Annotated in this window: 22 protein-coding genes; 16 read left to right on the top strand and 6 right to left on the bottom strand. The window is 65.4% G+C overall.

The genetic code is table 11. The features are described from left to right. Window positions 1-57 precede the first annotated feature (57 nt). The 4 genes from CFB39_RS12155 to fixL all read right to left on the bottom strand — a co-directional run bounded on the left by CFB39_RS12155 (window position 58) and on the right by fixL (window position 6635). Complete coding sequence (locus tag CFB39_RS12155) at window positions 58-2145, bottom strand: M3 family metallopeptidase (protein WP_089473153.1); 2088 nt, start codon at window positions 2143-2145, stop codon at window positions 58-60. Window positions 2146-2384: 239 nt separating this feature from the next. Further along, entirely contained in the window at window positions 2385-3245 is an 861-nt protein-coding gene (gene folD / locus CFB39_RS12150) for a bifunctional methylenetetrahydrofolate dehydrogenase/methenyltetrahydrofolate cyclohydrolase FolD (protein WP_089473152.1), read from the bottom strand. 238 nt (window positions 3246-3483) lie between these two features. Further along, on the bottom strand, window positions 3484-4122 hold the full coding sequence (gene fixJ / locus CFB39_RS12145; protein ID WP_006493245.1) for an oxygen response regulator transcription factor FixJ: 639 nt from the start codon (window positions 4120-4122) through the stop codon (window positions 3484-3486). Then, a complete protein-coding gene (gene fixL / locus CFB39_RS12140; RefSeq protein WP_011352574.1) occupies window positions 4119-6635 on the bottom strand; it encodes an oxygen sensor histidine kinase FixL in 2517 nt (838 codons plus the stop codon). The genes fixJ and fixL overlap by 4 nt, the downstream gene beginning before the upstream one ends. Window positions 6636-6908: 273 nt before the next feature. On the opposite strand from fixL, the gene aceE reads away from it, so the two are divergent. The 3 genes from aceE to lpdA all read left to right on the top strand — a co-directional run bounded on the left by aceE (window position 6909) and on the right by lpdA (window position 13353). After that, entirely contained in the window at window positions 6909-9605 is a 2697-nt protein-coding gene (gene aceE / locus CFB39_RS12135) for a pyruvate dehydrogenase (acetyl-transferring), homodimeric type (protein WP_089425765.1), read from the top strand. A 68-nt stretch (window positions 9606-9673) separates the two neighbouring features. Beyond that, on the top strand, window positions 9674-11314 hold the full coding sequence (gene aceF, locus CFB39_RS12130; RefSeq protein WP_089473151.1) for a dihydrolipoyllysine-residue acetyltransferase: 1641 nt from the start codon (window positions 9674-9676) through the stop codon (window positions 11312-11314). 278 nt (window positions 11315-11592) lie between these two features. Then, on the top strand, window positions 11593-13353 hold the full coding sequence (lpdA, locus tag CFB39_RS12125) for a dihydrolipoyl dehydrogenase (RefSeq protein ID WP_089473150.1): 1761 nt from the start codon (window positions 11593-11595) through the stop codon (window positions 13351-13353). Between the two features lie 202 nt (window positions 13354-13555). On the opposite strand, the gene CFB39_RS12120 is transcribed toward lpdA, so the two are convergent. Then, a complete protein-coding gene (locus CFB39_RS12120) occupies window positions 13556-14122 on the bottom strand; it encodes a phasin family protein (protein WP_039364780.1) in 567 nt (188 codons plus the stop codon). 653 nt (window positions 14123-14775) lie between these two features. On the opposite strand from CFB39_RS12120, the gene pbpG reads away from it, so the two are divergent. Beyond that, window positions 14776-15942 carry a D-alanyl-D-alanine endopeptidase gene (gene pbpG / locus CFB39_RS12115; RefSeq protein ID WP_089473149.1) on the top strand — a complete coding sequence of 389 codons (1167 nt, stop codon included), beginning with the start codon at window positions 14776-14778 and terminating at the stop codon, window positions 15940-15942. Window positions 15943-16034: 92 nt separating this feature from the next. On the opposite strand, the gene CFB39_RS12110 is transcribed toward pbpG, so the two are convergent. Next, window positions 16035-16844: an IclR family transcriptional regulator gene (locus CFB39_RS12110; protein WP_034183553.1), complete on the bottom strand. Its 810-nt coding sequence runs from the start codon at window positions 16842-16844 to the stop codon at window positions 16035-16037. Between the two features lie 183 nt (window positions 16845-17027). On the opposite strand from CFB39_RS12110, the gene CFB39_RS12105 reads away from it, so the two are divergent. The 12 genes from CFB39_RS12105 to iscX all read left to right on the top strand — a co-directional run bounded on the left by CFB39_RS12105 (window position 17028) and on the right by iscX (window position 26151). Continuing rightward, complete coding sequence (locus tag CFB39_RS12105) at window positions 17028-17750, top strand: (Fe-S)-binding protein (RefSeq protein ID WP_069248359.1); 723 nt, start codon at window positions 17028-17030, stop codon at window positions 17748-17750. A gap of 34 nt (window positions 17751-17784) precedes the next feature. Beyond that, entirely contained in the window at window positions 17785-19197 is a 1413-nt protein-coding gene (locus tag CFB39_RS12100) for a lactate utilization protein B (RefSeq protein WP_089473148.1), read from the top strand. A gap of 129 nt (window positions 19198-19326) precedes the next feature. Further along, on the top strand, window positions 19327-19554 hold the full coding sequence (locus CFB39_RS12095) for a hypothetical protein (RefSeq protein ID WP_089425760.1): 228 nt from the start codon (window positions 19327-19329) through the stop codon (window positions 19552-19554). A 101-nt stretch (window positions 19555-19655) separates the two neighbouring features. Next, window positions 19656-20138, top strand: a complete 483-nt coding sequence (locus tag CFB39_RS12090; RefSeq protein WP_089431262.1) for a low molecular weight protein-tyrosine-phosphatase — start codon at window positions 19656-19658, stop codon at window positions 20136-20138. 114 nt (window positions 20139-20252) lie between these two features. Beyond that, window positions 20253-20792, top strand: a complete 540-nt coding sequence (iscR, locus tag CFB39_RS12085; protein WP_006401955.1) for a Fe-S cluster assembly transcriptional regulator IscR — start codon at window positions 20253-20255, stop codon at window positions 20790-20792. Between the two features lie 64 nt (window positions 20793-20856). After that, window positions 20857-22080, top strand: a complete 1224-nt coding sequence (locus tag CFB39_RS12080; RefSeq protein ID WP_046546057.1) for an IscS subfamily cysteine desulfurase — start codon at window positions 20857-20859, stop codon at window positions 22078-22080. Window positions 22081-22148: 68 nt separating this feature from the next. After that, window positions 22149-22556: a Fe-S cluster assembly scaffold IscU gene (iscU, locus tag CFB39_RS12075; protein WP_089425757.1), complete on the top strand. Its 408-nt coding sequence runs from the start codon at window positions 22149-22151 to the stop codon at window positions 22554-22556. 64 nt (window positions 22557-22620) lie between these two features. Further along, on the top strand, window positions 22621-22944 hold the full coding sequence (gene iscA, locus CFB39_RS12070; protein ID WP_012492710.1) for an iron-sulfur cluster assembly protein IscA: 324 nt from the start codon (window positions 22621-22623) through the stop codon (window positions 22942-22944). Window positions 22945-23041: 97 nt separating this feature from the next. Then, window positions 23042-23569 carry a Fe-S protein assembly co-chaperone HscB gene (gene hscB, locus CFB39_RS12065; protein WP_042973645.1) on the top strand — a complete coding sequence of 176 codons (528 nt, stop codon included), beginning with the start codon at window positions 23042-23044 and terminating at the stop codon, window positions 23567-23569. Between the two features lie 54 nt (window positions 23570-23623). Next, window positions 23624-25492: a Fe-S protein assembly chaperone HscA gene (gene hscA, locus CFB39_RS12060; RefSeq protein ID WP_089425756.1), complete on the top strand. Its 1869-nt coding sequence runs from the start codon at window positions 23624-23626 to the stop codon at window positions 25490-25492. An 88-nt stretch (window positions 25493-25580) separates the two neighbouring features. After that, the gene (gene fdx / locus CFB39_RS12055; RefSeq protein WP_011352558.1) at window positions 25581-25922 is read left to right on the top strand and encodes an ISC system 2Fe-2S type ferredoxin; all 342 of its coding nucleotides are present in this window, start codon (window positions 25581-25583) and stop codon (window positions 25920-25922) included. A gap of 19 nt (window positions 25923-25941) precedes the next feature. Beyond that, window positions 25942-26151 carry a Fe-S cluster assembly protein IscX gene (gene iscX, locus CFB39_RS12050; RefSeq protein WP_011352557.1) on the top strand — a complete coding sequence of 70 codons (210 nt, stop codon included), beginning with the start codon at window positions 25942-25944 and terminating at the stop codon, window positions 26149-26151. Window positions 26152-26212 lie beyond the last annotated feature (61 nt).

The following is a 26212-nucleotide window of genomic DNA, read 5'->3' as shown; positions in this document are numbered from 1 at the left end:
AGGCACCGCCGAAGCGGTGCCTTTGCTCACATGCAGCCGAAAGCGCTGGCGGCCCGCTTAGTGCGCGGGCGCGGCCATCCCGTTGTGGCGCAGCAGCGCATCGATCTGCGGCTCGCGGCCGCGGAATGCCTTGAACGAATCCATCGCCGGGCGGCTGCCGCCGACCTCGAGGATTTCGCGGCGATAGCGCGTGCCGGTCGCCGCATCGAGCACGCTGCCGCTCGTGGCCGCCGCTTCCTCGAACGCCGCGTACGCATCGGCCGACAGCACCTCGGCCCACTTGTAGCTGTAGTAGCCGGCCGCGTAGCCGCCCGCGAAGATGTGGCTGAACGTGTTCGGCCAGCGCGAGAACGCGGCTTGCGGGATCACGTGATAGCGCTCGTTGATCTCGCGCGCGAACGCGGTCACGCCGGTGGCGCCCGCCGGGTCGAAGTCGACGTGCAGCAGCATGTCGAACATCGAGAACACGATCTGGCGCAGCGTGCCGAGCCCGCTCTGGAAGTTCTTCGCCGCGATCATCTTGTCGAACAGCTCGCGCGGCAGCGCGGCGCCCGTGTCGACGTGCGATGACATCGACGACAGCACGTCCCATTCCCAGCAGAAGTTTTCCATGAACTGCGACGGCAGCTCGACGGCATCCCATTCGACGCCGTTGATGCCCGACACGCCGAGTTCGTCGACGCGCGTGAGCATGTGGTGCAGCCCGTGGCCGAATTCATGGAACAGCGTGATGACTTCGTCGTGCGTGAAGCACGCGGGCTTGCCGCCGACCGGCGCCGAGAAGTTGCAGGTGAGATAGGCGACCGGCGTCTGCACGGAGCTGCCGCGCTTCGCGCGCGAACGCGCGTCGTCCATCCATGCGCCGCCGCGCTTGCCTTCGCGCGCGTACAGGTCGAGATAGAACTGCGCGACGAGCGAGCCGTCGCGATTCTCGACGCGGAAGAAACGCACGTCCTTGTGCCACACCGGCGCGTCGTCCGGCTTGATCTGCACGCCGAACAGCGTCTCGGTGACGGTGAACAGGCCCTTCAGCGCGGCCGGCTCCGGGAAGTACTGCTTGACCTCGTTTTCCGAGAACGCATAGCGCTGCTGGCGCAGCTTTTCGGCCGCGAATGCGACGTCCCACGGCGCGAGTTCGGCGAGGCCGAGTTCCTTCGCGGCGAACGTGCGCAGCTCGTCCCAGTCCTTGTCGGCGTGCGGGCGCGCGCGCGTCGCGAGATCCTCGAGGAACGCGATCACCTGCTGCGGCGATTCGGCCATCTTCGGCGCGAGCGATACTTCGGCGAAGTTGCGGAAGCCGAGCATCAGCGCCTCTTCGCGGCGCAGCTTCAGCGCATCGGCGACGATCGCCGTGTTGTCCCATTCGGCCTTGCCGTCACCGTACTGCGGCCCGAGTTCCGACGCGCGCGTCGCATAGGCGCGGTAGAGCGTCTCGCGCAGTGCGCGGTTGTCCGCGTATTGCAGCACCGGGAAGTACGACGGGAAGTGCAGCGTGAATTTCCAGCCTTCCTTGGCATCCTTTTGCGCGGCTTCGCGGGCGGCCTCGATCGCGTCGCCGGGCAGGCCGGCCAGGTCGGCCTCATCCTGCACGAAATATGCGTACGCGTTGGTCGCGTCGAGCACGTGATCGGAGAAGGCCTTCGACAGCGCGGCCTGCTGTTCCTGCAGTTCGGCGAAGCGCGGCTTCTGGTCCTCGGGCAGCTCGGCGCCCGACAGGCGGAAATCGCGCAGCGCGTTGTCGAGGATCTTCTTGCGTTCGGTGGACAGCGTCGCGTATTCGGCGCTTGCGGCGATCGCCTTGTACTTCTCGTATAGCGCGAGGTTCTGGCCGACGCTCGACCAGAATTCGGTCACGCGCGGCAGATTCTCGCCATAGGCGGCCCGCAGTTCGGGCGTATCGGCAACCGCGTTCAGGTGGCCGACGATGCCCCACGCGCGACCGAGCGGCTCCGTCGCTTGCTCGACCGTCTCGACGACGGCTGCCCAGGTTGCCGGCGTCGCGGCCGCGCTTGCCGTCTCGACCGCGCGGTTGGCGTCATCGAGCAGCGTGTCGAGCGCGGGCGTCACGTGTTCCGGGCGGATCTCGCCGAAGCGGGGCAGGCCCGAGAAATCGAGCAGCGGGTTGGTGTTGGCGCTGGCGGACATAAGACTCCCTGTCTGTGGCCGGATGAACCGGAGTGAAAAGGGTAAGGCGCGCAAGGCAACGCGGCGCCCGATATCGACATTATTGGGGCGCATCGCGCGCTTTCCAATCGTTAGTTTCTAACGACGCGATTGACGCGGGGTCGGATGCGGGGTGGAGGCGTCGGGTGGCGCGGCCGACAGAATGCGGCCGGCAAGGCGCCGGCGTGCGGAACCGCACGCCGGCTGAACGGGGCAAGCGCTCAGGCTGCCGCGTCGGCGGCGCGCTCGGCGGCTTCGATCGTGTTGATCAGCAGCATCGTGATAGTCATCGGGCCGACACCGCCCGGCACCGGCGTGATGTGGCCGGCCACTTCCTTCACGCCAGCGAAGTCGACGTCGCCGCACAGCTTGCCCGCGTCGTCGCGGTTCATGCCGACGTCGATCACCGTCGCGCCGGGCTTCACCATGTCGGCGGTCAGGATGTTGCGCTTGCCGACCGCGGCGACCACGATGTCGGCCTGCCGCGTGTGCGCGGCGAGGTCGCGCGTCTTGCTGTGGCAGATCGTCACGGTCGCGCCGGCGTCGAGCAGCATCATCGCCATCGGCTTGCCGACGATGTTCGAGCGGCCGATCACGACCGCGTTCGCGCCCTGCAGCGGGATGTCATGCGCCTCGAACATCTTCATCACGCCGTACGGCGTGCACGGGCGGAACAGCGGCTTGCCGGTCATCAGCGCGCCGGCGTTCGCGACGTGGAAGCCGTCGACGTCCTTTTCCGGTGCGATTGCCTCGATCACCTTGTGGCTGTCGATGTGCTTGGGCAGCGGCAGCTGGACGAGGATGCCGTGGATCTTCGGATCGCGGTTCAGCGCGTCGATGTGCGCGAGCAGGTCGGCTTCCGACAGCGTGTCCGGGTACGCGTCCTTCAGCGAGAAGAAACCGTTGTCCTCGCACGCCTTGATCTTGTTGCGCACGTAGACTTCGCTTGCCGGGTTGGCGCCGACGAGGATCACCGCGAGACCGGGCTGGTGGCCGCGTGCGGTCAGGGCGGCGGTGCGTTCGGCGGCCTGGGCGCGCAGGGTCTTCGAAAGGGCGTTGCCGTCGATGAGGAGGGCTGTCATGGTGGTGGTCCTGCCGGGAAGTTGGAATGCGGTCGTGCGGCGCCCGAAGCGTCGCAGCAAAGCACGCGATTATACCGTTCGCCTGCCGCCGTCCGACAGCGAATAAGCAGGAAGCGTCATGGCCGCGGCGCTCGCGCGCCGGGAGAAAGGCCGCCGCCGCGCGAGTGGGCCGCATCGCGCGGGGCGGCCAGGGCTGGCTGAGGGCCGGGCGGGCAGTGCCGCCGCGGCCGGCGCTCGCTCAGGCCTGCTTCTTCGACAGCGCGAGGCGCAGCAGGTCAGCCACCGTGTTGACGTTGAGCTTTTCCATGATGTTCGCGCGGTGCGCTTCGACCGTCTTGATGCTGATGCCGAGATCGTCGGCGATCTGCTTGTTCAGGCGGCCCGCGATGATCCGTTCGAGCACCTGCTGCTCGCGCGCGGTCAGCTTCGACAGGCGTTCGCTCGCGGCACGCTGTTCCTGGACGCTCTTGCTTTCGCTTCGGGCCTTGTCGAGCATCCGCTCGACGAGCTTGCGCAGCTCGGCTTCGTCGAACGGTTTCTCGATAAAGTCCATCGCACCCTTTTTCATCGTCGAGACGGCCATCGGCACGTCGCCGTGACCCGTGACGAAGATGATCGGCAGCGCGGCATTGTCGGCAATCAGGCGCTCCTGCAGTTCGAGGCCGCTCATGCCCGACATCCGGACGTCGAGGATCAGGCACGCGATCTGGCCGGCCTGCTGGGCAGGCTGGTAGGCATCGAGGAACTGCTCGGCGCTCGAGAAGCATTGCACGCGATAGCCGTTCGCCTCCAGCAGCCAGCGCAGCGAGTCCCGTACGGCCTCGTCGTCGTCAACGACAAAGACGGTTTCCTGAGTGGTGGTGACAGGGCTATTCATAGTTCTCCCGTAACGGTATGTGATGCCGATGCCTCGCGCCCCCCTTGGCCGAGATCAGCGGGTTCCCCAATGGGCAGGCTGCAGTGGAACGTTGCGCCGGATATGCGGCCATCCGGCTCGACGTTGTTGACCACCCACAGACGCCCCCGATGCGATTCGATGATCGAACGGCAGATGTTCAGCCCCATGCCCATGCCATCGGACTTGGTGCTGTAAAACGGTTCAAACAGGCGCTCGGCGGTCGCTTCGTCGACGCCCGGGCCCTGGTCGATCACGCGGATGTCGACGAAGCCCGCCTCGATGTCGGCGACGACGCGGATCACGCCGTCCACCGACGCCGGCTTCACGTCGGCCATCGCTTCGGCCGCGTTCTTCATCAGGTTCACGAGCACCTGCTCGATCAGCACGGGGTCGACATAAATAATAGGCATTCTTGCGAGGATTTCCGTGACGATCCGGATCCTGCGCTTCCTGGCCTCGATTTCGGCGAGCCCGACCGCGTCGGCGACGATGTCCGCGACCCGCGCCGGCTGGCGCTTCGGCTCGCTGCGCTTCACGAATTCGCGGATCCGCTTGACGATCATCCCCGCACGCAGCGCCTGCTGCGCGGTCTTTTCCAGCGCGGGCTGCAGCGTCTCCGGCGTGCCGCGGCCGCTCTTCACGAGCGCGAGCGTGCCCGAGCAATAGTTGTTGATCGCGGCGAGCGGCTGGTTCAATTCGTGAGCAATCGACGACGCCATTTCACCCATCGTCATCAATCGGCTCGTGAACTGCAGCTTCTCTTCCTGCTGGTGCGCGAGTTCCTGCGCTTTCTTGCGGGTCGTGATGTCGGTCGCGATCTGCATCTGCGCGAGGTGGCCGTCCACCCACTGGATGTACTGGCGGCGCACCTCGAACCACTTCTGGATGCTCTCGACGTACACCTCCTGCGCGTCCGCCGTGCTGCTCGTCAGCGCGGCGGCCGGCAGGCCCGCGAACGCGTCGACCATGTCGATCGAGTCGGATGAGGCCTGCGCGCGGTCGAAGCCGCCGCCCGACAGCTCGAGATGGCCGTCCGGACGAATGCCGAACAGGTGGCGGTAGTAGCGGTTCGCGAACAGCAGCTCGGCTTCGTCGGCGGCCAGCACCGACACCGCGGCGTCGAGGCTTTCGAGCACCGTCGTGAAGCGCTCGTGCGCGGCCGCGAGTTCCTCGCGCGCGCGCTTCGGCTCGGTGATGTCGGTCATCGACGACATCCAGCCGGTCTGGCGGCCCGAGCTGTCGATCAGCGGCGACACGTACAGGCGCGCATGGAACAGCGTGCCGTTCTTGCGCCGCACGCGCAGCTCGAAGCCCGAGCTCGGCGCCTTGCCGCGCAGCGTCATGTCGAGCTGGCGCTGCATTTCCGGGTACGCGTCGCGCGGCCAGTACGGGAACGGCGCGACCTTGCCGACGAGGTCGGTTTCGTCCCAGCCGGTCATCCGGCAGAACGCGGGGTTCACGTGCGTGATGCGGCCGTGCATGTCGAGCACGCGCATGCCGATCAGCACCGAGTTTTCCATCGCGCGGCGGAAGAACGCTTCCGCGTACAGCGCCTGCTGCGCCTCGAAGCGCTGGCGCGTGTGCTTCCACAGGCTCCAGAGGCTCCACAGCACGAAGCACGACAGGCCCGCGACGAGCCATACGAGCGTATTGTTGGTCAGGTTCGTGAGCTGCGGGAATGCGTACACGCGCACGGTCAGCCCCTGGCCGGGCGGATCGAGCGGCAGGTCGTAGTGCGAGTCGCGCGGCAGGCGCGGGCGCGTCGACGTGGACGACAGCTCGCGGTTGTTCGCGTCGGTGATCGAGATCTTGTACTTCGACGACAACTCCTGCGGGATGTCGTGCTTCAGGATGCCTTCGACCGAGAACACCGCGGCGATCGAGCCGAGGTACTCGCGGTCGCCGCGCATCACCGGTGTCTGCAGCGTGATGAAGCCGTTGCCGAAGTCGTCGTAGATCAGCGGTGAATAGGCCTGACGGCGCGTGCTGCGCGCCTCGTCGTACGCGCCGCGCACGGCGTCCTGCATCTGCGCTTCGCCGGGCTTCGCGAGCCGCTGGCCGAGCAGCGGCGGATGCACGGTCGGCCAGCGCTGCACGCCGGGCGACGTGTACCAGTTCAGGTAGAGGATTTCCGGATGCGTTTGCATCACGTCCGCGACCGCCATCTGGAACGCGTTCTGGTCGAGGCGGCCGGAGGCAAGATCGCGCGACAGCGCCTGGAGCTGTTCCTGCGCGCCCGTCATCGACAGGCGGATCTGCTGCTGCGCCCATGCGACGTTACGGAAGAGGGTGTCTTCCTGCTGCTGCTGTTCGCGGCGATTGAGGCTCCACAGGATGAGGCTCATCACCACCAGGAACACCAGGATCGACAGCAGGGGCGTCAGCAAATAGGAATTGGACCACCACGGTCCGTGGTGCCAACGGGACGGCTGCGACTCCGCCGGCGGGCCCGACGGTCGCGCCGAGCGTGCGAAAAGCCGATCGGTCAACATGGCAGGATTGTAGCGCAGCGCAATACATGGAAAACCTATACCGGATATGTTGAACGGAAACGGATTTGTTCAGCCGCGACGCGCCGGAGAGCCCCGAAATATGGGTGCAGCGCAGCAATATTCCGCATTGCGAGAAAAGATCTCACAATTCGAAAATTTTGTTGCGCATGCCCGCGCACGCTCATTACAATCCGTCGGAGCTTGCCCGCAGCCGGTCGCGTCGCGTCGTCTGCACGAGAGCGATCCTCACATTCCAGGACCCAGGAGACGAGAATGTCCGCTGTACCGAACGAAGTGATGAAATATGTCGCCGCCGAACATGACGACGACCCGCAGGAAACCGTCGAATGGCTCGAGTCGCTCGACGGCGTAATCTCCTCCGTGGGCACTGGCCGCGCGCACTACCTGATCGAAAAGCAGATCGAATTCGCCCGCATGCACGGCGAACACCTGCCGTTTTCCGCGAATACCCCGTACATCAACACGATCCCGGTCGCCGCGCAGGCGAAGATCCCGGGTGACCAGGACATCGAGCACCGCATCCGTTCGTACACGCGCTGGAACGCGCTGGCGATGGTGCTGCGCGCAGGCAAGGACACGAACGTCGGCGGCCACATCGCATCGTTCGCATCGGCCGCGACGCTCTATGACGTCGGCTACAACCACTTCTGGCACGCAGCGTCCGAGCAGCATGGCGGCGATCTCGTGTTCGTGCAGGGCCACTCGTCGCCGGGCGTCTACTCGCGCGCGTTCCTGCTCGGCCGCCTGAAGGAAGAGCAGCTCGACAACTTCCGCCAGGAAGTCGACGGCAACGGCATTTCGTCGTACCCGCACCCGTGGCTGATGCCGGACTTCTGGCAGTTCCCGACCGTGTCGATGGGCCTCGGCCCGATCATGGCGATTTACCAGGCCCGCTTCATGAAGTACCTGGAAGCGCGCGGCATCACGAAGACGGAAGGCCGCAAGGTGTGGGCATTCCTCGGCGACGGCGAGACGGACGAACCGGAATCGCTCGGCGCGATCGGGATGGCGAGCCGCGAGAAGCTCGACAACCTCGTGTTCGTGATCAACTGCAACCTGCAGCGTCTCGACGGCCCGGTGCGCGGCAACGGCAAGATCATCCAGGAACTCGAATCGGAGTTCCGCGGTGCCGGCTGGAACGTGATCAAGGTCATCTGGGGCAGCCGTTGGGACGCGCTGTTCGCACGCGACAAGTCGGGCGCGCTGATGCGCCGCATGATGGAAGTCGTCGACGGCGAGTACCAGACGTACAAGTCGGAATCCGGTGCGTTCGTGCGCGAGCACTTCTTCAACACGCCTGAGCTGAAGGCGCTCGTCGCCGACTGGTCGGACGACGACATCTGGGCGCTGAACCGCGGCGGCCACGATCCGCACAAGATCTACGCGGCTTTCCACGAAGCCACGAACACGAAGGGCGCGCCGACCGTCATCCTCGCGAAGACCATCAAGGGCTACGGGATGGGCGAGTCGGGCCAGGCGATGAACATCACGCACCAGCAGAAGAAGCTGCCGGTCGAGCAACTGAAGAAGTTCCGTGACCAGTTCCGCCTGCCGATCACCGACGAGCAGATCGCCGACGTGCCGTACCTGAAGTTCGAGGAAGGCTCGAAGGAACTCGAATACATGCGCAAGCAGCGCATGGACCTCGGCGGCTACCTGCCGCACCGCCGCGAGAAGGCGACGTCGCTGCCGGTGCCGGCGCTCGACGCGTTCGAGCCGCTGCTGAAGGGCACGGGCGAAGGCCGCGAGATCTCGACGACGATGGCGTTCGTGCGGATCCTGAACATCCTGCTGAAGGACAAGGCGCTCGGCAAGCGCGTCGTGCCGATCGTCCCGGACGAATCGCGTACGTTCGGCATGGAAGGCCTGTTCCGCCAGATCGGCATCTGGAACCAGCAGGGCCAGAAGTACGTGCCGGAAGATTCCGACCAGCTGATGTTCTACAAGGAATCGGAAACCGGCCAGATCCTGCAGGAAGGCATCAACGAAGCGGGCGGCATGTGCGACTGGATCGCGGCGGCGACGTCGTACTCGACGCACGGCGAGATCATGGTGCCGTTCTACATCTTCTACTCGATGTTCGGCTTCCAGCGGATCGGCGATCTGGCATGGGCCGCGGGCGACATGCGTTCGCGCGGCTTCCTGCTCGGCGGTACCGCGGGCCGCACGACGCTGAACGGCGAAGGCCTGCAGCACGAAGACGGCCACTCGCTCCTGTGGGCGGCATCGGTGCCGAACTGCGTGAGCTACGACCCGACCTTCGGCTACGAGCTCGCGGTGATCGTCCAGGACGGCCTGCGCCGCATGGTGGCGGACCAGGAAGACGTGTACTACTACATCACGGTGATGAACGAGAACTACGAGCACCCGGCGATTCCGCAGGGCGAGCACGTGGCGGCCGACATCATCAAGGGCATGTACGCGTTCAAGAAGGCCGACGCCGACAAGAAGGCGCCGCGCGTCCAGCTGCTCGGCGCGGGCACGATCTTCAACGAAGTGATCGCTGCCGCCGACCTGCTGAAGAACGACTGGGGCGTCGCCGCCGACCTGTGGAGCGTGCCGAGCTTCACCGAGCTCGCGCGTGAAGGCCACCAGGTCGAACGCTGGAACCTGCTCCATCCGACCGAAGAGCGTCGTCTGTCGCACGTGCAGAAGTGCCTGAAGGACACGCAGGGCCCGGTCATCGCATCGACCGACTACGTCCGTGCGCTGGTCGACCAGATCCGTGGCCAGATCGATCGCCGCTTCGTCGTGCTGGGCACGGATGGCTTCGGCCGCTCGGATACCCGCGAGAAGCTGCGTCACTTCTTCGAAGTCGACCGTCACTGGGTCACCGTCGCCGCGCTCAACGCGCTGGCCGACGAGGGCACGATCGAGCGCAAGGTGGTCGCTGACGCGATCGCCAAGTACAACCTCGATCCGTCGAAGCCCAACCCGATGACCGTTTAACGCACACGCCGTGTGATGCCGCGCGCCGCTCCCGCGAGGGGCGCGCGCGGCCATGGAGACAGAAACAGATGAGTCAAGCGATCGAAGTGAAGGTGCCGGATATCGGCGATTACAAGGACGTGCCGGTGATCGAGATCGGCGTGAAGGTCGGCGATACCGTCGAACCGGAGCAGTCGCTCGTCACGCTCGAGTCGGACAAGGCGACGATGGACGTGCCGAGCCCGGTCGGCGGCGTCGTGAAGGAAATCAAGGTCAAGGTGGGCGATTCCGTGTCGGAAGGCTCGCTGATCGTCCTGCTCGAAGGCGGCGCCGCGGCGCAGGCGAACGGCGCGGCCGCGCCCGCAGCTGCTCCGGCGGCAGCACCGGCACCGGCTGCTGCAGCACCGGCGGCCGCACCGGCAGCAGCCGGCGGCACGCTCGAAGTGAAGGTCCCCGACATCGGCGACTACAAGGATGTGCCGGTGATCGAGATCGGCGTGAAGGTCGGCGACACGGTCGAGAAGGAGCAGTCGCTCGTCACGCTCGAGTCGGACAAGGCGACGATGGACGTGCCGAGCCCGGCCGCCGGCGTCGTGAAAGAGATCAAGGTGAAGGTGGGCGATTCGGTGTCGGAAGGCACGCTGATCGTGCTGCTCGAAGCCGCAGGCGCAGCGGCTGCCGCACCGCAGGCGAGCGCACCGGCTCCGGCCGCCGCCGCGCCGGCTCCGGCACCTGCCGCCGCACCGGCGAAGGCCGCCCCGGCCCCGGCTGCTGCTGCGCCGGCTCCGGCCGCCGCGTCGGGCGAATACCGCGCGAGCCACGCGTCGCCGTCGGTGCGCAAGTTCGCACGTGAGCTCGGCGTCGAAGTTGCACGCGTGCAGGGCTCGGGTCCGAAGGGCCGCATTACGAAGGAAGACGTCACGGGCTTCGTGAAGGGCGTGATGACCGGCCAGCGCGCAGCACCGGCCGCGGCAGCCGCGCCGGCAGGCGGCGGCGAGCTGAACCTGCTGCCGTGGCCGAAGGTCGACTTCTCGAAGTTCGGCCCGTTCGAGGCGAAGCCGCTGTCGCGCATCAAGAAGATCTCGGGCGCGAACCTGCATCGCAACTGGGTGATGATCCCGCACGTCACGAACAACGACGAAGCGGACATCACCGAGCTCGAAGCACTGCGCGTGCAGCTGAACAAGGAGCACGAGAAGGCGGGCGTGAAGTTCACGATGCTCGCGTTCGTGATCAAGGCGGTCGTCGCCGCGCTGAAGAAATTCCCGACGTTCAACGCGAGCCTCGACGGCGACAACCTGGTGTTCAAGCAGTACTACCACATCGGGTTTGCCGCCGACACGCCGAACGGTCTCGTCGTGCCGGTGATCCGCGATGCGGACAAGAAGGGGCTCGTCGACATCGCGAAGGAAATGGCCGAGCTGTCGAAGGCCGCACGCGACGGCAAGCTGAAGCCGGACCAGATGCAGGGCGGTTGCTTCTCGATCTCGTCGCTCGGCGGGATCGGCGGCACGAACTTCACGCCGATCATCAACGCGCCGGAAGTGGCGATCCTCGGGTTGTCGCGCGGCCAGATGAAGCCGGTGTGGGACGGCAAGCAGTTCGTGCCGCGGCTTACGCTGCCGCTGTCGCTGTCGTATGACCATCGTGTGATCGATGGCGCCGAAGCCGCGCGGTTCAATGCGTATCTCGGTGCGTTGCTCGCCGATTTCCGTCGCATCATTCTTTGATGAGCGGGGGGGCTCGCGGGGGCGTGGTTTTTTTGTTTGTTATCCATGCCCTGTCGTTGAACCTGTTTTGCTAACGGTCTATTAGCGTCGCCCCTGCGCGGGGCGGCGGTCACTTTTCTTTGTCTTCCAAAGAAAAGTAACCAAAAGAAAGGCGCGTCCTTGGGCGGACGGCAAAGGTGGTCCTGCCCAGGTTCGCGTTCTCTTGTCAGGCCGTAGTCTTGGGTTCTTTTGCGGGTTTCTCCCCCCTCTGTCTGCAGCTAATCAAGAAGGGGACAGTAATGAGTCTCATCGAAGTCAAGGTTCCGGATATCGGCGATTTCAGCGGCGTCGATGTCATCGAAGTCAACGTCAAACCCGGCGACGTGATCGAAAAAGAGCAGACGCTCATCACGCTCGAATCCGATAAAGCCTCCATGGAGGTGCCCAGCGACGTCGCCGGCACCGTCAAGGAAATCAAGGTCAAGGCCGGCGAGAAAGTCTCGCAAGGCACCGTCATCGCCATCGTCGAAGCATCAGCTGGCGCCGCCGCACCCGAAGCGGCCAAGCCCGCAGCTGCTGCACCGGCACCGGCACCGGCCGCCGCCGCTCCGGCACCCGCGCCGCAAGCCGGCAGCTACGCCGGTGCAGCCGACATCGAATGCGACATGCTCGTGCTCGGCGCCGGCCCCGGCGGCTACTCGGCCGCGTTCCGCGCCGCCGACCTCGGCATGAAGACGGTGCTCGTCGAACGCTACTCGACGCTCGGCGGCGTGTGCCTGAACGTGGGCTGCATCCCGTCGAAGGCGCTGCTGCATACGTCGCTGGTCGTCGAGGAAGCCGCGGCGCTCGCGTCGCACGGCATCACGTTCGGCAAGCCGGAAGTCGATCTCGACAAGCTGCGCGACTTCAAGGGCGGCGTCGTCAAGAAGCTGACGACGGGCCTCGCCGGCATGGCAAAGGCACGCAAGGTCGAAGTGGTCACGGGCGTCGGCGCATTCGTCGATCCGTTCCACATGGAAGTGCAGGGCGAAAACGGCAAGAAGGTCGTCAAGTTCAAGCAGGCGATCATCGCCGCGGGCTCGCAGGCCGTGAAGCTGCCGTTCATGCCGGAAGACCCGCGCGTCGTCGATTCGACCGGCGCACTCGAACTGCGCCAGCTGCCGAAGCGCATGCTCGTGATCGGCGGCGGCATCATCGGCCTCGAAATGGCCACGGTCTACTCGACGCTCGGCGCCGAGATCGACGTCGTCGAAATGATGGACGGCCTGATGATGGGCGCGGACCGCGATCTGGTGAAGGTCTGGGAAAAGTACAACGCGAAGCGCTTCGGCAACGTGATGCTGAAGACCAAGACGGTCGGCGCGGAAGCGAAGGAAGACGGCATCTACGTGAAGTTCGAGGGCGAGAAGGCCCCGGCGGAAGCGCAGCGCTACGACCTCGTGCTCGTCGCGGTGGGCCGCAGCCCGAACGGCAAGAAGATCGGCGCCGACAAGGCGGGTGTCGCGGTCACGGATCGCGGCTTCATCGACGTCGACAAGCAGATGCGCACGAACGTCCCGCACATCTTCGCGATCGGCGATATCGTCGGCCAGCCGATGCTCGCGCACAAGGCCGTGCATGAAGGCCACGTCGCAGCGGAAGCCGCACACGGCGAGAAGGCGTACTTCGACGCACTGCAGATCCCGTCGGTGGCGTACACCGATCCGGAAGTGGCGTGGGCCGGCAAGACGGAAGACCAGTGCAAGGCCGAAGGCATCAAGTACGGCAAGGCCGTGTTCCCGTGGGCCGCATCGGGCCGCGCGATCGCGAACGGCCGTGACGAAGGCTTCACGAAGCTGATCTTCGACGAGGAAACCCATCGCGTGATCGGTGGTGCCATCGTCGGCCTGAACGCGGGCGACCTGATCAGCGAAGTGTGCCTCGCCGTCGAGATGGGCGCGGACGCGGAAGACATCGGCAAGACGATCCATCCGCACCCGACGCTCGGCGAATCGGTCGGCATGGCCGCCGAGCTGTACGAAGGCGTCTGTACCGACCTGCCGCCGCAACGCAAGAAGTAACGCGACCGGCTCGGCCGGCAGTGTGCCGGCCATGAAAAAACGCCGCCTCCCGGGCCATCCGGGCGGCGGCGTTTTCTTTTATGCGCGGCCGATGCTCAAACGACCGTTCGAGAATGGTTGGCAACGTGCCGGTTCCAGCATGTTCCGGCGCCAGAAACGAAAAAGCCGCGCTGGGCGCGGCTCTTTCAGGAGCAGGGGACGCTTACGCGGCCGGCTTGCTCGTACGACGTGCAGCAGCGGCGGTAGCAGCCTTCGTTGCGACGGCAGCAGCAGCGTTGAAGTTCGTTTCAGCGATTTCGACGGCTTGCTTCGTGGCCTTCTGAACCGTTTCGTACGTGGTGTTCGCAGCGTTCAGTGCCGACTTCAGTGCAGCGACAGCCGTTTCCGAACCGGCCGGGGCGTTCTTCGCGACGTTGTCGACGAGTGCCTGGACCTTCTTGTTCTGCTCTTCGAATTGCGCTTCGGCAACCTTCGCGAACTCGGCTTGCGTCGACGATGCGATTTCATACAGGTGACGGCCGTACGACAGCACCTTTTCCGCGACCGGCTGCGACAGGCTGGCTTGCAGCGCGATCAGTTCCTGTGCGTCCTTCACCGACAGCAGGCGCTGCGCGTTTTCCTGGCCTTCGGCCAGCGTCGACTTCACGACCTGCAGGTTGAGTTCGATCAGCTTTTCGACGCCTTCGAACGCCTTGGTCGTCAGACCGAACAGGCTTTCGAGGTTGGCTTTCTGGGCGGCGGCGATTTGCTCGGGGGTCAGCAAGGACATGTCAAGCTCCTGAAAAGCGATCGCGTCGATCGCAGGGTAAAGGGCACTACGCTGGGGAACCTCGGATGCGCGTGCTTTGTGCAACGCAGCAATGAGGCTTATTTTAGGGCAGAGAAAACCAATGTCAAGTATTTTTTGTGCGTTGCACAATCGTGACAAATTATCGATAAAACAACGAGTTATCGTGCCTGTTCGGAATCGGTTTCATGCCGCGATCCCAGATGGTGCGCACGGCTGAGGGGCAGGCGCGGCGCACCATGATCATGCACAGGTAAACCTGACAGGCCTGTGGAACGTTATCCTTCTGTTCCTGTCGAAAACGCGCCGTTTCGATGCGCGTCCCGTGGCGACGTGCCGCCGCCACGGCCGAGACCGGCGCCCCTGGCACCCCGAGCGCCGGATACGTAGTTTCCCCGCTTTAAATCGCCTCCGAAGTGACGTTATCTCAATTAACCGTGTGTAATCGGGAGACGGGTACTGTCGGGCAGCGCGTCCCATGGATTTTTTCGATGGGAGCGGGAGGGTTCATTGGTCAGAGGTTGGCCGACCCTTACATTCCGGTTTAACGACGATCGGTAAGTGCCTAATATTGCTCTTTTTTTCAGCTTTAACTACACTTGCGGAAACCTCCCGCCCGCTTTGTCCAGACCCCAATGAAAGCCGAATCGTTTTCACCGCGCAGATTGTTGCAGAGCATGACGCTCGGCACGGCTGTGTCGGTCGCAGTCGCCTTGCTGGCGACCACCGCGTCCGTCGCGCCTGCTGACGCCTTTGCCGCCACTGCGAAGACCCAACAAGCCGCCAAGAAAAAGGCTGTCGCTCCTGCTTCGTCCGCGAAGAAGAAGTCGGCCAAGGCCAGCTCCGACAAATCCGCGAAGGTCGCGGCCGCCGACGCGCCGCGCGTGAAGGCGTCGCGCAAGCGCGTGACGCTCGCGTCGAACGTTCATGGCGTCCATCACGGCGCGGTCCGCAAGGTCGCGTTCCAGCCGCGCCGGCCGACCGTCGGCCAGGCGTTCGGCCTGCACGACACGCCGGACGCGCTCGCGCTGCGTTCGAGCGTCGCGTACGTCGTCGACCAGAACTCGGGCGAGCCGCTGTTCGACAAGAATTCGCACGCCGTCGTGCCGATCGCGTCGATCTCGAAGCTGATGACGGCGATGGTCGTGCTCGACTCGAAGACGCCGATGACCGACCAGCTCGAAGTCACGGACGAAGACCGCGACTACGAGAAGGGCACGGGCTCACGCCTGTCGGTCGGTTCGGTGCTGTCGCGTGAAGACATGCTGCACATCGCGCTGATGGCGTCGGAAAACCGCGCGGCCGCCGCGCTGTCGCGTTACTACCCGGGCGGCCGTCCGGCGTTCATCGCCGCGATGAACGCGAAGGCGAAGTCGCTCGGCATGACCGACACGCACTTTGAGAATTCGACGGGTCTGTCGAGCTCGAACGTGTCGAGCGCACGCGACCTCGTGAAGATGGTCAATGCGGCGTACCAGTACCCGATGATTCGTCAGTTCTCGACCGATCGCACCTACGAGGTGTACACGGGCAAGCGCAACCTGGTCTACAACAGCACGAACGCGCTGATTCGCGGCAATGGCTCGTGGGACATCGGTCTGCAGAAGACGGGTTTCATCAACGAAGCGGGCGAGTGCCTCGTGATGCAGGCGACGATCCACGGCAAGCCGATGGTGATGGTGCTGCTCGATTCGTTCGGCAAGTATTCGCGCTTCGCCGATGCGGCGCGCCTGCGCAACTGGCTCGATGCCGGCGGCGGCGAGCGCCTGACGGCGGCCAACACGCCGAGCGGCGGGACCTGATCGCACGATGGCGTGGCGGTTCGCCGCCGCGCCGATGGCTGAAAAAAAGCCCCGCAATCGCGGGGCTTTTTCATTGGGCGCGCGGGAGCGGCTTACGCCTGCCGCTGCAGCCCGTCCGCATCCTTCGCGGGCGCCGGCCGGTAGCCGAGCGATTCCGAAATGGTGAGGGCCGTACGGCTCAACTGGCCGAGCCACGCATCCTGGAGGCGATCGGCCGGCGCCGACAGCGACAGGCCCGCGACGAGCTTGCCCGAATCGTCGTAGATGCCGGCCGCGATACAGCGCACGCCGAGCTCCAGCTCCTCGTTGTCGCGCGCGCACGATTGCTGGCGCACGATCGTCAGCTCGCGCTCGAGCTTCGCGATGTCGGTGATGCTGTTCTGCGTATGGCCGGACAGCCCCGTACGCGTCGCATACGCGCGCACGCGTGACGTTTCGTCGGCCGCGAGGAACAGCTTGCCGACCGACGTGAGGTGCAGCGGCGCGCGGCCACCGATTGCGCGGACGACCTGCATCCCCGAGCGCTCCGAATACGCACGCTCGATGTAGACGATCTCGTCGCCCTGGCGTACCGACAGGTTCACGGTCTGCCCGGTGAGGCGGTGCAGTTCGCGCATCGGCATCAGCGCCGCGTCGCGTACCGACAGGCGCGCCTTCACGAGGTTGCCGAGCTCCAGCAGCCGCATGCCGAGGCGGTACGTGCCGGGATCGGAGCGGTCGACGAGACGGCAGGTCACCATGTCGTTGAGGATGCGGTGCGCGGTCGACGGGTGCAGCTCCGTCCGCTGCGCAAGCTCCTTCAGGCTGACAGGGTCGCTGTGCGCGGCGAGCGCGTCCAGCAACCGCATCATGCGTTCGATCACCTGGATCGACGTTTTGGAATCCGGGGTGGGTTGGCTCATGTCGGGGGAGAAATCGGTTGACGCGTCAAGCGGTGTTGGAACGATTGTATCTCGTATTGTGAAAAAAGCGAACGCCGTTCGAGGAAATCCTCGTTTCGCGCCGTGCGGGCTTGCGTGAGCGCCGGCGTTGGTCTTGCTGGCCAAACGGCGGATAATGAGAGCCGTTTTCTCGAAGGAGCACGTATGCGAGTCGGTTTGTTCGTGACCTGCCTGGTCGATCTGATGCGCCCCGAAATCGGTTTTTCGGCGCTCAAGCTGATTCGCGACGCCGGCTACGAGGTGATCGTGCCGCCGGCGCAGACTTGCTGCGGCCAGCCGGCCTACAACTCGGGCGACCGTGCGCTCGCGCGTGATCTCGCGGAAAAGACGCTGCGCGAGTTCGAGCAGTTCGATTACGTCGTCGCGCCGTCGGGTTCGTGCGGCGGGATGATTCGCGCCCACTATGGCGACCTGTTCCGCGACGACCCCGAACTGATGGGGCGCTACACGCGGTTCCAGCAGAAAGTCTACGAACTGACCGATTTCCTGGCGAACGTCGCGAAGGTGTCGCTCGCGCCGGGCGAATTCACGGGGCCCGTCACCTATCACGATTCGTGCTCGGGCCTGCGCGAACTCGGCGTGAAGGCGCAGCCACGCGCGCTGCTCGCGCAGCGCGGCATCGCGGTCACCGAAATGAAGGACTGCGAGCACTGCTGCGGCTTCGGCGGCACGTTCGCGGTCAAGTACGGCGACATTTCGGCGGCCATTGCGGACGAGAAGTGCGCGAACGTGCGCGCGTCCGGCACGGGCGCCGTCGTGCTCGGCGATCTCGGCTGCATGCTGAACATCGAAGGGCGGTTGCGCCGCACCGGCGACCGCGACACGCGCGTGCTGCACGTCGCGCAGGTGCTGGCGGGCGACGTCTGACGCCCGGTTCCGCTCACTTTTCCCCGATACCGCGATGCAAGTCCAATCGATGCATTTCAAGGCGCGCGCCGGCCAGAAGCTGGCCGACCAGCGCCTGCAGCAGAACCTGAAGAAGCTGTCGACGAAGTTCGTGTCCGCGCGCGCCGACGCGATGACCGCGATCGACTTCCCGGCCACGCGCGCCGCGCTGAAGGATCGCCGCAACCGCGCGCTGGAGAACCTCGACGTGTGGCTCGAGGCGTTCGAGCGCGAGGCGACGCGGCGCGGCACGACGGTGCTGTTCGCCGAAACGACCGAGGATGCCGCGCGGCTCGTGGCCGACATCGCGCGCCGTCACGACGTGAAGAAGGTCATCAAGACCAAGTCGATGGTGTCCGAGGAAATGCGCCTGAACGCGGTGCTCGCCGAAATGGGCGTGCAGTCGATCGAGACGGATCTCGGCGAATACATCCTGCAGATCAACGACAACGAGCCGCCGAGCCACATCATCGCGCCCGTCGTGCACAAGGACAAGGACGAGATCGCCGACCTGTTCGCGCGCACGCACCATCGCGAGCGGCTCACCGAGATTCCGGACATGACGCGCGAGGCGCGCGAGGTGCTGCGCCCGCATTTCATGTCGGCCGACATGGGCGTGACGGGCGGCAACTTCGTGATCGCCGAGACCGGTTCGGTCGCGATCGTGACGAACGAAGGGAACGAGGGGATGTGCACCGTGATGCCGCGCGTGCATGTGGCGGTGACGGGCATCGAGAAGGTGCTGCCGACGCTCGAGGATCTCGCGACCGCGATGCGCCTGCTGCCGCGCTCCGCGACCGGGCAGAAGACGTCGAACTATTTCTCGCTGCTGACCGGGCCGCGCGGGCCGGACGACGAGGACGGCCCCGAGCACAACTACGTGGTGCTCGTCGACGGCGGCCGCACGGGGCTGATCGGCGGCGAATTCCAGGAGATGCTGCGCTGCATCCGTTGCGGTGCATGCATGAACCATTGCCCGGTATATCAGAAGGTCGGCGGCCACGCGTACGGCTGGGTCTACCCGGGGCCGATGGGATCCGTGCTGACGCCGAGCTACGTCGGGCTCGACCGCTCACTCGACCTGCCGCAGGCCGCGACACTTTGCGGGGAATGCGACAGCGTGTGCCCGGCCGGGATTCCGTTGTCGCACCTGTTGCGCACGCTGCGCGAGAAGCAGGTCGAGCGGCACCTGCGGCCGTGGCGCGAGCGGGCGGCGCTCGCCGCATGGGGTTTCTTCGCGCGCCGGCCGATGCTGTACGCGCTCACGACCAAGCTCGCTGTGCGCATCCTCGAGCGGCTGGGCGGCAACGGGGGTACGCTGCGACGCCTGCCGATGATGGGCGGCTGGATGGACACACGCGATATGCCGACGCCGACCGGGCGCACGTTCCGCGAGCTGTACGCGGCGTCGCAAAGCCACCTCGGCTGACGACTGTTCATCGGGCGACAACAGTGCGTTCGCTATTTGTATATTTATCTCGATAGATGCGGTCTATAGAATCCTGTCTGTAGTCCCCGGAATTGGGTTTCGGGGTACGAGGTCAAGGAGGTCCGCATCATGAAAAAGACAATATCGATGTACTGGCCGCTGGCAATCGTCGTTCCGCTGGCCGCGGCTGCCTATCTGCATGCGATGGCCGAGGCGCCGTCGCGTGGCCCGCTCGCCGTTCACCAGGCATCCGCCGAGCTGGCGCGTGCGGTGTCGTTCGGGCTGGTCGACGATGCGGCGAAGCCGCTGCCGGCGGCGTCCGGCGACGTCGTGCTCGCCGTGCCGAAGGCGCTGTAAGGCATGGCGCCGTCGCTTTGCGCGGCGGCGCGATTTCGGCCGCCTTTGTATAATGGTGGGCTGTTCTCCCACGCGGTTCGCCGCGGCTTTCCGATAGTGCGATGACCCGCGTTTCGATCTGTTTCGTCTGTCTCGGCAACATCTGCCGTTCGCCCACCGCGGAAGGCGTGATGCGTCACCAGGTCGACGCGGCCGCGCTGGCGGACCGGATCGCGATCGATTCGGCCGGTACCGGCGACTGGCATGTCGGCGAGCCGCCGGATACGCGTGCGCAGGCGGCTGCTCGCGGCCGCGGCTACGACCTGTCGGCGCTGCGCGCACGACAGGTGAGCGCGGCGGATTTCGAGCGCTTCGACCTGTTGCTCGCGATGGACGAGGCGAATCTCGCAGAGCTGCGCCGCCGCTGTCCGCCGCAGCATCGCGACAAGGTGCGCCTGCTGATGGAATTCGCGCCGGATTCGGCCGAGACCGAGGTAGCCGACCCCTATTTCGGCGGTACGCAGGGCTTCGAGCAGGTGCTCGATCAGGTCGAGCGCGCGTGCGCGGGCCTGCTGGAGACGCTCAGGGCCCGTACGGAGCGCTGATCGCGCGGTTTTCAGCGATCTGCGAATACCCTTTCAAAGACATGGATACTTGACTAAAAACGTCAAATATTTATACTTGACCAAAATCGTCAAGATTGCAGTCCCCTAGACACCATGAGACTCACCACCAAAGGCCGTTTCGCCGTCACGGCGATGATTGACTTGGCACTGCGCCAGGAGCAGGGCCCGGTGACGCTTGCAGGCATCAGCCAGCGCCAGCGGATTTCGCTCTCGTATCTCGAACAGCTGTTCGGCAAGCTGCGCAGGCATGAAATCGTCGAATCCGTGCGCGGCCCGGGCGGCGGCTACAACCTCGCGCGTCGCGCGCAGGACGTCACCGTTGCCGACATCATCATCGCGGTCGATGAACCGCTCGACGCCACGCAGTGCGGCGGCAAAGGCACGTGCGACGGCTCGAAGCAGCCCGACGGCCATTGCATGACGCACGAGCTGTGGTCGACGCTGAACCAGAAGATGGTCGAATACCTCGATTCGGTGTCGCTGCAGGATCTCGTCGATCAGCAGCGCGCTCGCGAGGGCGCACCTGCGGTGCTGCGCGACCGGCGCGCGCCGGAGCCCGTTGCGGCGCCGGCCGAGCCGGTTCGCACGATGCCGCTCGGCCCCAATTCGGTGTTCAACATCGCGAGTTCGTGAGCGCGAAGGCGCCGCCATACCCCATAACGCACATAGTCCCTGCACAGAATTCCCGGAGCGACAGATGACCCAAGACACTCTCCACCTGCCCATCTATATGGATTACAGCGCGACGACGCCGGTCGACCCGCGCGTGGTCGACAAGATGGTGCCGTACCTGCGCGAGCAGTTCGGCAACCCGGCGTCGCGCAGCCACGCGTATGGCTGGGACGCGGAGCGTGCGGTCGAGGAAGCGCGCGAGAACGTGGCCGCGCTCGTGAACGCGGATCCGCGCGAGATCATCTGGACGTCCGGCGCAACGGAATCGGACAACCTCGCGATCAAGGGTGCCGCGAACTTCTACAAGGGCAAGGGCAAGCACATCATCACGGTGAAGACCGAGCACAAGGCCGTGCTCGACACCTGCCGCGAACTCGAGCGCGACGGTTTCGAAGTCACCTACCTCGACGTGAAGGATGACGGCCTGATCGACCTCGACGTGTTCAAGGCCGCACTGCGCCCGGACACGATCCTCGTGTCGGTGATGCACGTGAACAACGAGATCGGCGTGATCCAGGACATCGAGACGATCGGTGAGATCTGCCGCGAGAAGGGCATCGTGTTCCACGTCGACGCCGCACAGTCGACCGGCAAGGTCGCGATCGACCTCGCGAAGCTGAAGGTCGACCTGATGTCGTTCTCGGCGCACAAGACCTACGGCCCGAAGGGCATCGGCGCGCTGTACGTGCGCCGCAAGCCGCGTGTACGCATCGAAGCGCAGATGCACGGTGGCGGCCACGAGCGCGGCATGCGTTCGGGCACGCTGGCGACGCACCAGATCGTCGGCATGGGCGAAGCGTTCCGTATCGCACGTGAAGAAATGGCGACGGAAAACGAGCGCATCCGCATGCTGCGCGACAAGCTGCTGCGCGGCCTGTCGCAAATCGAGGAAACGTACGTGAACGGCGACATGGAGCGTCGTGTCCCGCACAACCTCAACATCAGTTTCAACTTCGTCGAAGGCGAGTCGCTGATCATGGCGATCAAGGACGTCGCGGTGTCGTCGGGCTCCGCATGCACGTCGGCGTCGCTGGAGCCGTCGTACGTGCTGCGTGCGCTCGGCCGCAACGACGAGCTGGCCCACAGCTCGATCCGCTTCACGGTCGGCCGCTTCACGACGGAGCAGGAAGTCGACTTCGTGATCAACCTGCTGAACAGCAAGATCGCGAAGCTGCGCGAACTCTCGCCGCTCTGGGAAATGCACCAGGAAGGCATCGATCTGTCGACGATCGAATGGGCCGCACACTGAGCGCCGGATTGAACATACCCGCGGGCGGATTCGCGCACGCAGACGTAACGAGTCAAGGAGTCTGAGTCATGTCTTACAGCAACAAGGTTCTGGATCACTACGAAAACCCGCGCAACGTCGGTTCGTTCGCGAAGGACGACGACACGGTCGGCACGGGCATGGTCGGCGCGCCGGCCTGCGGCGACGTGATGAAGCTGCAGATCCGCGTCGGCGCGGACGGCGTGATCGAAGACGCGAAGTTCAAGACCTACGGTTGCGGTTCGGCGATCGCATCGAGCTCGCTCGTCACCGAATGGGTGAAGGGCAAGACGCTCGACGAAGCACTGTCGATCAAGAACACGCAGATCGCGGAAGAACTCGCGCTGCCGCCGGTGAAGATTCACTGCTCGATCCTCGCGGAAGACGCGATCAAGGCAGCCGTGGCCGACTACAAGAAGCGTCACGACACCACGGCAGGCGATCAGGCAGCAGCCTGAGCGGCATCGAGCGGCTTCAGAAGGAACGCGGCGGGCCCCGGTGGCGCGCCGCGGCAAGGACATCATGGCAATTACACTGACCGAAAAAGCAGCACAGCACGTCCAGAAATACCTCGTCCGTCGCGGCAAGGGCATGGGCCTGCGGCTTGGCGTTCGCACGACCGGGTGCTCGGGGCTCGCGTACAAGCTCGAGTATGTCGACGAGCTCGCTCCCGAGGATCAGGTGTTCGAGAGCCATGGCGTGAAGGTGATCGTCGATCCGAAGAGCCTGGCCTACATCGACGGCACCGAGCTCGACTTCGCACGCGAAGGCCTGAACGAAGGGTTCAAGTTCAACAACCCGAACGTGAAGGACGAGTGCGGCTGCGGCGAATCGTTCCGCGTGTGACCACGCGGATCTCCGCGCGATGCGGGCAAGAGGCGGCACGGGCCGCCTTTTTAATGTGCGGCGTTTGCCGCGCGACGAACCGGAATTGAACGCGACGATGGTCTCGCTGAAAGACAGCCACTTCGACCTGTTTCACCTGCCGGCGCAATTCGCGCTCGACGAGACGGCGCTCGACGCCGCGTATCGGACGGTGCAGACGCAGGTGCACCCGGACCGCTTCGCGGCGGCCGGCGACGCGCAGAAGCGCATCGCGATGCAATGGGCCACCCGCGCGAACGAGGCGTATCGCACGCTGCGCGATCCGCTGAAGCGCGCGTCGTATCTGCTGTCGCTGCGCGGTGTCGACATCGGCGCGGAAAACAACACCGCGATGGAGCCCGCGTTCCTGATGCAGCAGATGGAGTGGCGCGAGGGCATCGAGGATGCCGCGGCCGCCCGCAACGTCGACGCGCTCGACGCGCTGCTCGCCGAGTTGCGCGAAGAGCGGCGCGTGCGGGTGGAGCGCCTCGGCACGTTGCTCGACAGCGGCGCCGATCAGGCGGCCGCCGAGGCCGTGCGCCAGCTGATGTTCATCGAACGGGTCGCGTCGGAAGTGGGCGCGCAGATCGAGCGCCTCGAAACTTAACCGCGTGCCTTGCGGCACGCGCAGCAAACGGGCCGAGCGCCCGAACGAACCAAGATGGCTTTACTGCAAATTTCCGAACCGGGCATGGCGCCGGCGCCGCATCAGCGGCGACTCGCCGTCGGGATCGATCTCGGCACGACGAATTCGCTCGTCGCGGCCGTGCGCAACAGCGTGCCTGAAGTCCTGCCGGACGAAACGGGCCGCGTGCTGCTGCCGTCGGTGGTCCGCTATCTCGAGAAGGGCGGCCGACGCATCGGCCACGAGGCGAAAGAGCAGGCCGCCACCGATCCGCGCAACACGATCGTGTCGGTCAAGCGCTTCATGGGCCGCGGCAAGGCCGAGGTCGAAGGCGCGGCGAACGCGCCGTACGAATTCGTCGATGCGCCGGGCATGGTGCAGATCCGTACCATCGACGGCGTGAAGAGCCCGGTCGAAGTGTCGGCCGAGATTCTCGCGACGCTGCGTTATCGCGCGGAAGATTCGCTTGGCGACGACCTGGTTGGCGCGGTGATCACGGTGCCCGCGTATTTCGACGAAGCGCAACGCCAGGCGACCAAGGATGCCGCGCGCCTCGCGGGCCTCAACGTGCTGCGCCTGCTGAACGAACCGACCGCCGCGGCGATCGCCTACGGTCTCGACAACGGGGCCGAAGGCCTCTATGCGGTGTATGACCTCGGCGGCGGCACGTTCGACCTGTCGATCCTGAAGCTGACGAAGGGCGTGTTCGAAGTGCTGGCCGCGGGCGGCGATTCCGCGCTCGGCGGCGACGATTTCGACCATGCGCTGTTCGATCACGTGCTCGCGCAAGCCGGCATCGACGCGAAGACGCTCGCGCCCGAAGATGTGCGCCTGCTGCTCGACCGTGTGCGCGTGCTGAAGGAAGCGCTGTCGTCCGCCCCGGAGGCGTCGCTCGACGTCACGCTGTCGGGTGGCGCGCACCTCGTGCAGACGATCTCGCACGACACGTTCGCGTCGCTCGTCGAGCCGCTCGTGCAGCGCACGCTCACGCCGACCCGCAAGGCGCTGCGCGACGCGCAGGTCACGCCGGCCGACATCAAGGGTGTCGTGCTCGTCGGCGGCGCGACGCGCATGCCGGTGATCCGCGACGCGGTCGCGAAGTATTTCGGCCAGCCGCCGCTCGTGAACCTCGATCCGGATCAGGTTGTCGCGCTCGGCGCGGCGATCCAGGCCGACCTGCTCGCAGGCAATCGCGGCACCGGCGACGACTGGCTGCTGCTCGACGTGATTCCGCTGTCGCTCGGTGTCGAGACGATGGGCGGCCTCGTCGAGAAGATCATTCCGCGCAACTCGACGATTCCGATCGCGCGCGCGCAGGAATTCACGACCTTCAAGGACGGCCAGACCGCGATGGCGATCCACGTCGTGCAGGGCGAGCGCGAGCTCGTCGCCGACTGCCGGTCGCTCGCGCGCTTCGAGCTGCGCGGCATTCCGCCGATGACGGCCGGCGCCGCACGCATTCGCGTGACCTATCAGGTCGACGCGGACGGCCTGCTGTCGGTGTTCGCCCGCGAGCAGCTGTCGGGCGTCGAGGCGTCGGTCGTCGTGAAGCCGTCGTACGGTCTTGCCGACGACGACATCGCGAAGATGCTCGAGGACAGCTTCAAGACCGCCGAGATCGACATGCGCGCCCGCGCGCTGCGTGAAGCGCAAGTCGAGGCCGAGCGGATGCTCGAGGCGACGCAGGCCGCGCTGGCGGCCGACGGCGAACTGCTCGACGCGGACGAGCGCGCGCAAGTCGACACGCTGGCCGCGGCGCTGCGCGCGGTGGCGCAAGGCGACGATACGAACGCGATCGAAGCGGCGACCAAGGCGCTGGCCGACGGCACCGACGAATTCGCGGCGCGCCGGATGGACAAGAGCATCAAGCGCGCGCTGTCGGGCCGCCGGCTCGACGAGATCTGAACTTACGAACTGCGCATCGGCCGGCAACGGCCCGCGCGACAATGAACCGTGCGGCGCCTGGCGCCGCACCCTGACTGACGGAACGGACATGCCTCAACTGGTGGTGCTGCCTCACGTCGAACTGTGCCCGGATGGCGCAGTGATCGACGCGACGCCCGGCAAGAGTATCTGCGACAACCTGCTCGAACACGGGATCGAGATCGAGCATGCATGCGAGAAGTCGTGCGCGTGCACGACGTGCCACGTGGTGATCCGCGAAGGCTTCAACGATCTGACGCCGTCCGAGGAGGACGAGGACGATCTGCTGGACAAGGCGTGGGGCCTCGAGCCGACGTCGCGCCTGTCGTGCCAGGCGATCGTGAAGGAAGATTCGGACCTGGTGGTCGAGATTCCGAAGTACTCGATCAACCACGCGAAGGAAAACCACTGACAGGAACCGGAGGCAGGCGATGAAATGGACCGATTCGCGTGAAATAGCCATTGCGCTGGCGGACAAGCACCCGGACATCGACCCGCAGCGGATCAACTTCGTCGACCTGCGCCAGTGGGTGCTCGAGCTCGACGGCTTCAACGACGATCCGACGCACTCCGGCGAGAAGATCCTCGAAGCGATCCAGGCCCACTGGATCGACGAATCTGACTTCGACGACGAAGACTGAACCCCGCGTGCGCCGCAACGGCGCAGACGGCGGTCAATGAAAAAACGGCTCGTGAGCGATT

It is taken from the genome of Burkholderia sp. AU6039, from assembly GCF_002223365.1.
GTDB lineage: Bacteria > Pseudomonadota > Gammaproteobacteria > Burkholderiales > Burkholderiaceae > Burkholderia.
This window is presented reverse-complemented; position numbering and strand designations above follow the sequence as displayed.

What these genes read in the sequence shown, in the direction of transcription:
- CFB39_RS12155 (WP_089473153.1), bottom strand. Translation starts at nt 2,145, where the DNA reads ATGTCCGCCAGCGCCAACACCAACCCGCTGCTCGATTTCTCGGGCCTG.
- folD (WP_089473152.1), bottom strand. Translation starts at nt 3,245, where the DNA reads ATGACAGCCCTCCTCATCGACGGCAACGCCCTTTCGAAGACCCTGCGC.
- fixJ (WP_006493245.1), bottom strand. Translation starts at nt 4,122, where the DNA reads ATGAATAGCCCTGTCACCACCACTCAGGAAACCGTCTTTGTCGTTGAC.
- fixL (WP_011352574.1), bottom strand. Translation starts at nt 6,635, where the DNA reads ATGTTGACCGATCGGCTTTTCGCACGCTCGGCGCGACCGTCGGGCCCG.
- aceE (WP_089425765.1), top strand. Translation starts at nt 6,909, where the DNA reads ATGTCCGCTGTACCGAACGAAGTGATGAAATATGTCGCCGCCGAACAT.
- aceF (WP_089473151.1), top strand. Translation starts at nt 9,674, where the DNA reads ATGAGTCAAGCGATCGAAGTGAAGGTGCCGGATATCGGCGATTACAAG.
- lpdA (WP_089473150.1), top strand. Translation starts at nt 11,593, where the DNA reads ATGAGTCTCATCGAAGTCAAGGTTCCGGATATCGGCGATTTCAGCGGC.
- CFB39_RS12120 (WP_039364780.1), bottom strand. Translation starts at nt 14,122, where the DNA reads ATGTCCTTGCTGACCCCCGAGCAAATCGCCGCCGCCCAGAAAGCCAAC.
- pbpG (WP_089473149.1), top strand. Translation starts at nt 14,776, where the DNA reads ATGAAAGCCGAATCGTTTTCACCGCGCAGATTGTTGCAGAGCATGACG.
- CFB39_RS12110 (WP_034183553.1), bottom strand. Translation starts at nt 16,844, where the DNA reads ATGAGCCAACCCACCCCGGATTCCAAAACGTCGATCCAGGTGATCGAA.
- CFB39_RS12105 (WP_069248359.1), top strand. Translation starts at nt 17,028, where the DNA reads ATGCGAGTCGGTTTGTTCGTGACCTGCCTGGTCGATCTGATGCGCCCC.
- CFB39_RS12100 (WP_089473148.1), top strand. Translation starts at nt 17,785, where the DNA reads ATGCAAGTCCAATCGATGCATTTCAAGGCGCGCGCCGGCCAGAAGCTG.
- CFB39_RS12095 (WP_089425760.1), top strand. Translation starts at nt 19,327, where the DNA reads ATGAAAAAGACAATATCGATGTACTGGCCGCTGGCAATCGTCGTTCCG.
- CFB39_RS12090 (WP_089431262.1), top strand. Translation starts at nt 19,656, where the DNA reads ATGACCCGCGTTTCGATCTGTTTCGTCTGTCTCGGCAACATCTGCCGT.
- iscR (WP_006401955.1), top strand. Translation starts at nt 20,253, where the DNA reads ATGAGACTCACCACCAAAGGCCGTTTCGCCGTCACGGCGATGATTGAC.
- CFB39_RS12080 (WP_046546057.1), top strand. Translation starts at nt 20,857, where the DNA reads ATGACCCAAGACACTCTCCACCTGCCCATCTATATGGATTACAGCGCG.
- iscU (WP_089425757.1), top strand. Translation starts at nt 22,149, where the DNA reads ATGTCTTACAGCAACAAGGTTCTGGATCACTACGAAAACCCGCGCAAC.
- iscA (WP_012492710.1), top strand. Translation starts at nt 22,621, where the DNA reads ATGGCAATTACACTGACCGAAAAAGCAGCACAGCACGTCCAGAAATAC.
- hscB (WP_042973645.1), top strand. Translation starts at nt 23,042, where the DNA reads ATGGTCTCGCTGAAAGACAGCCACTTCGACCTGTTTCACCTGCCGGCG.
- hscA (WP_089425756.1), top strand. Translation starts at nt 23,624, where the DNA reads ATGGCTTTACTGCAAATTTCCGAACCGGGCATGGCGCCGGCGCCGCAT.
- fdx (WP_011352558.1), top strand. Translation starts at nt 25,581, where the DNA reads ATGCCTCAACTGGTGGTGCTGCCTCACGTCGAACTGTGCCCGGATGGC.
- iscX (WP_011352557.1), top strand. Translation starts at nt 25,942, where the DNA reads ATGAAATGGACCGATTCGCGTGAAATAGCCATTGCGCTGGCGGACAAG.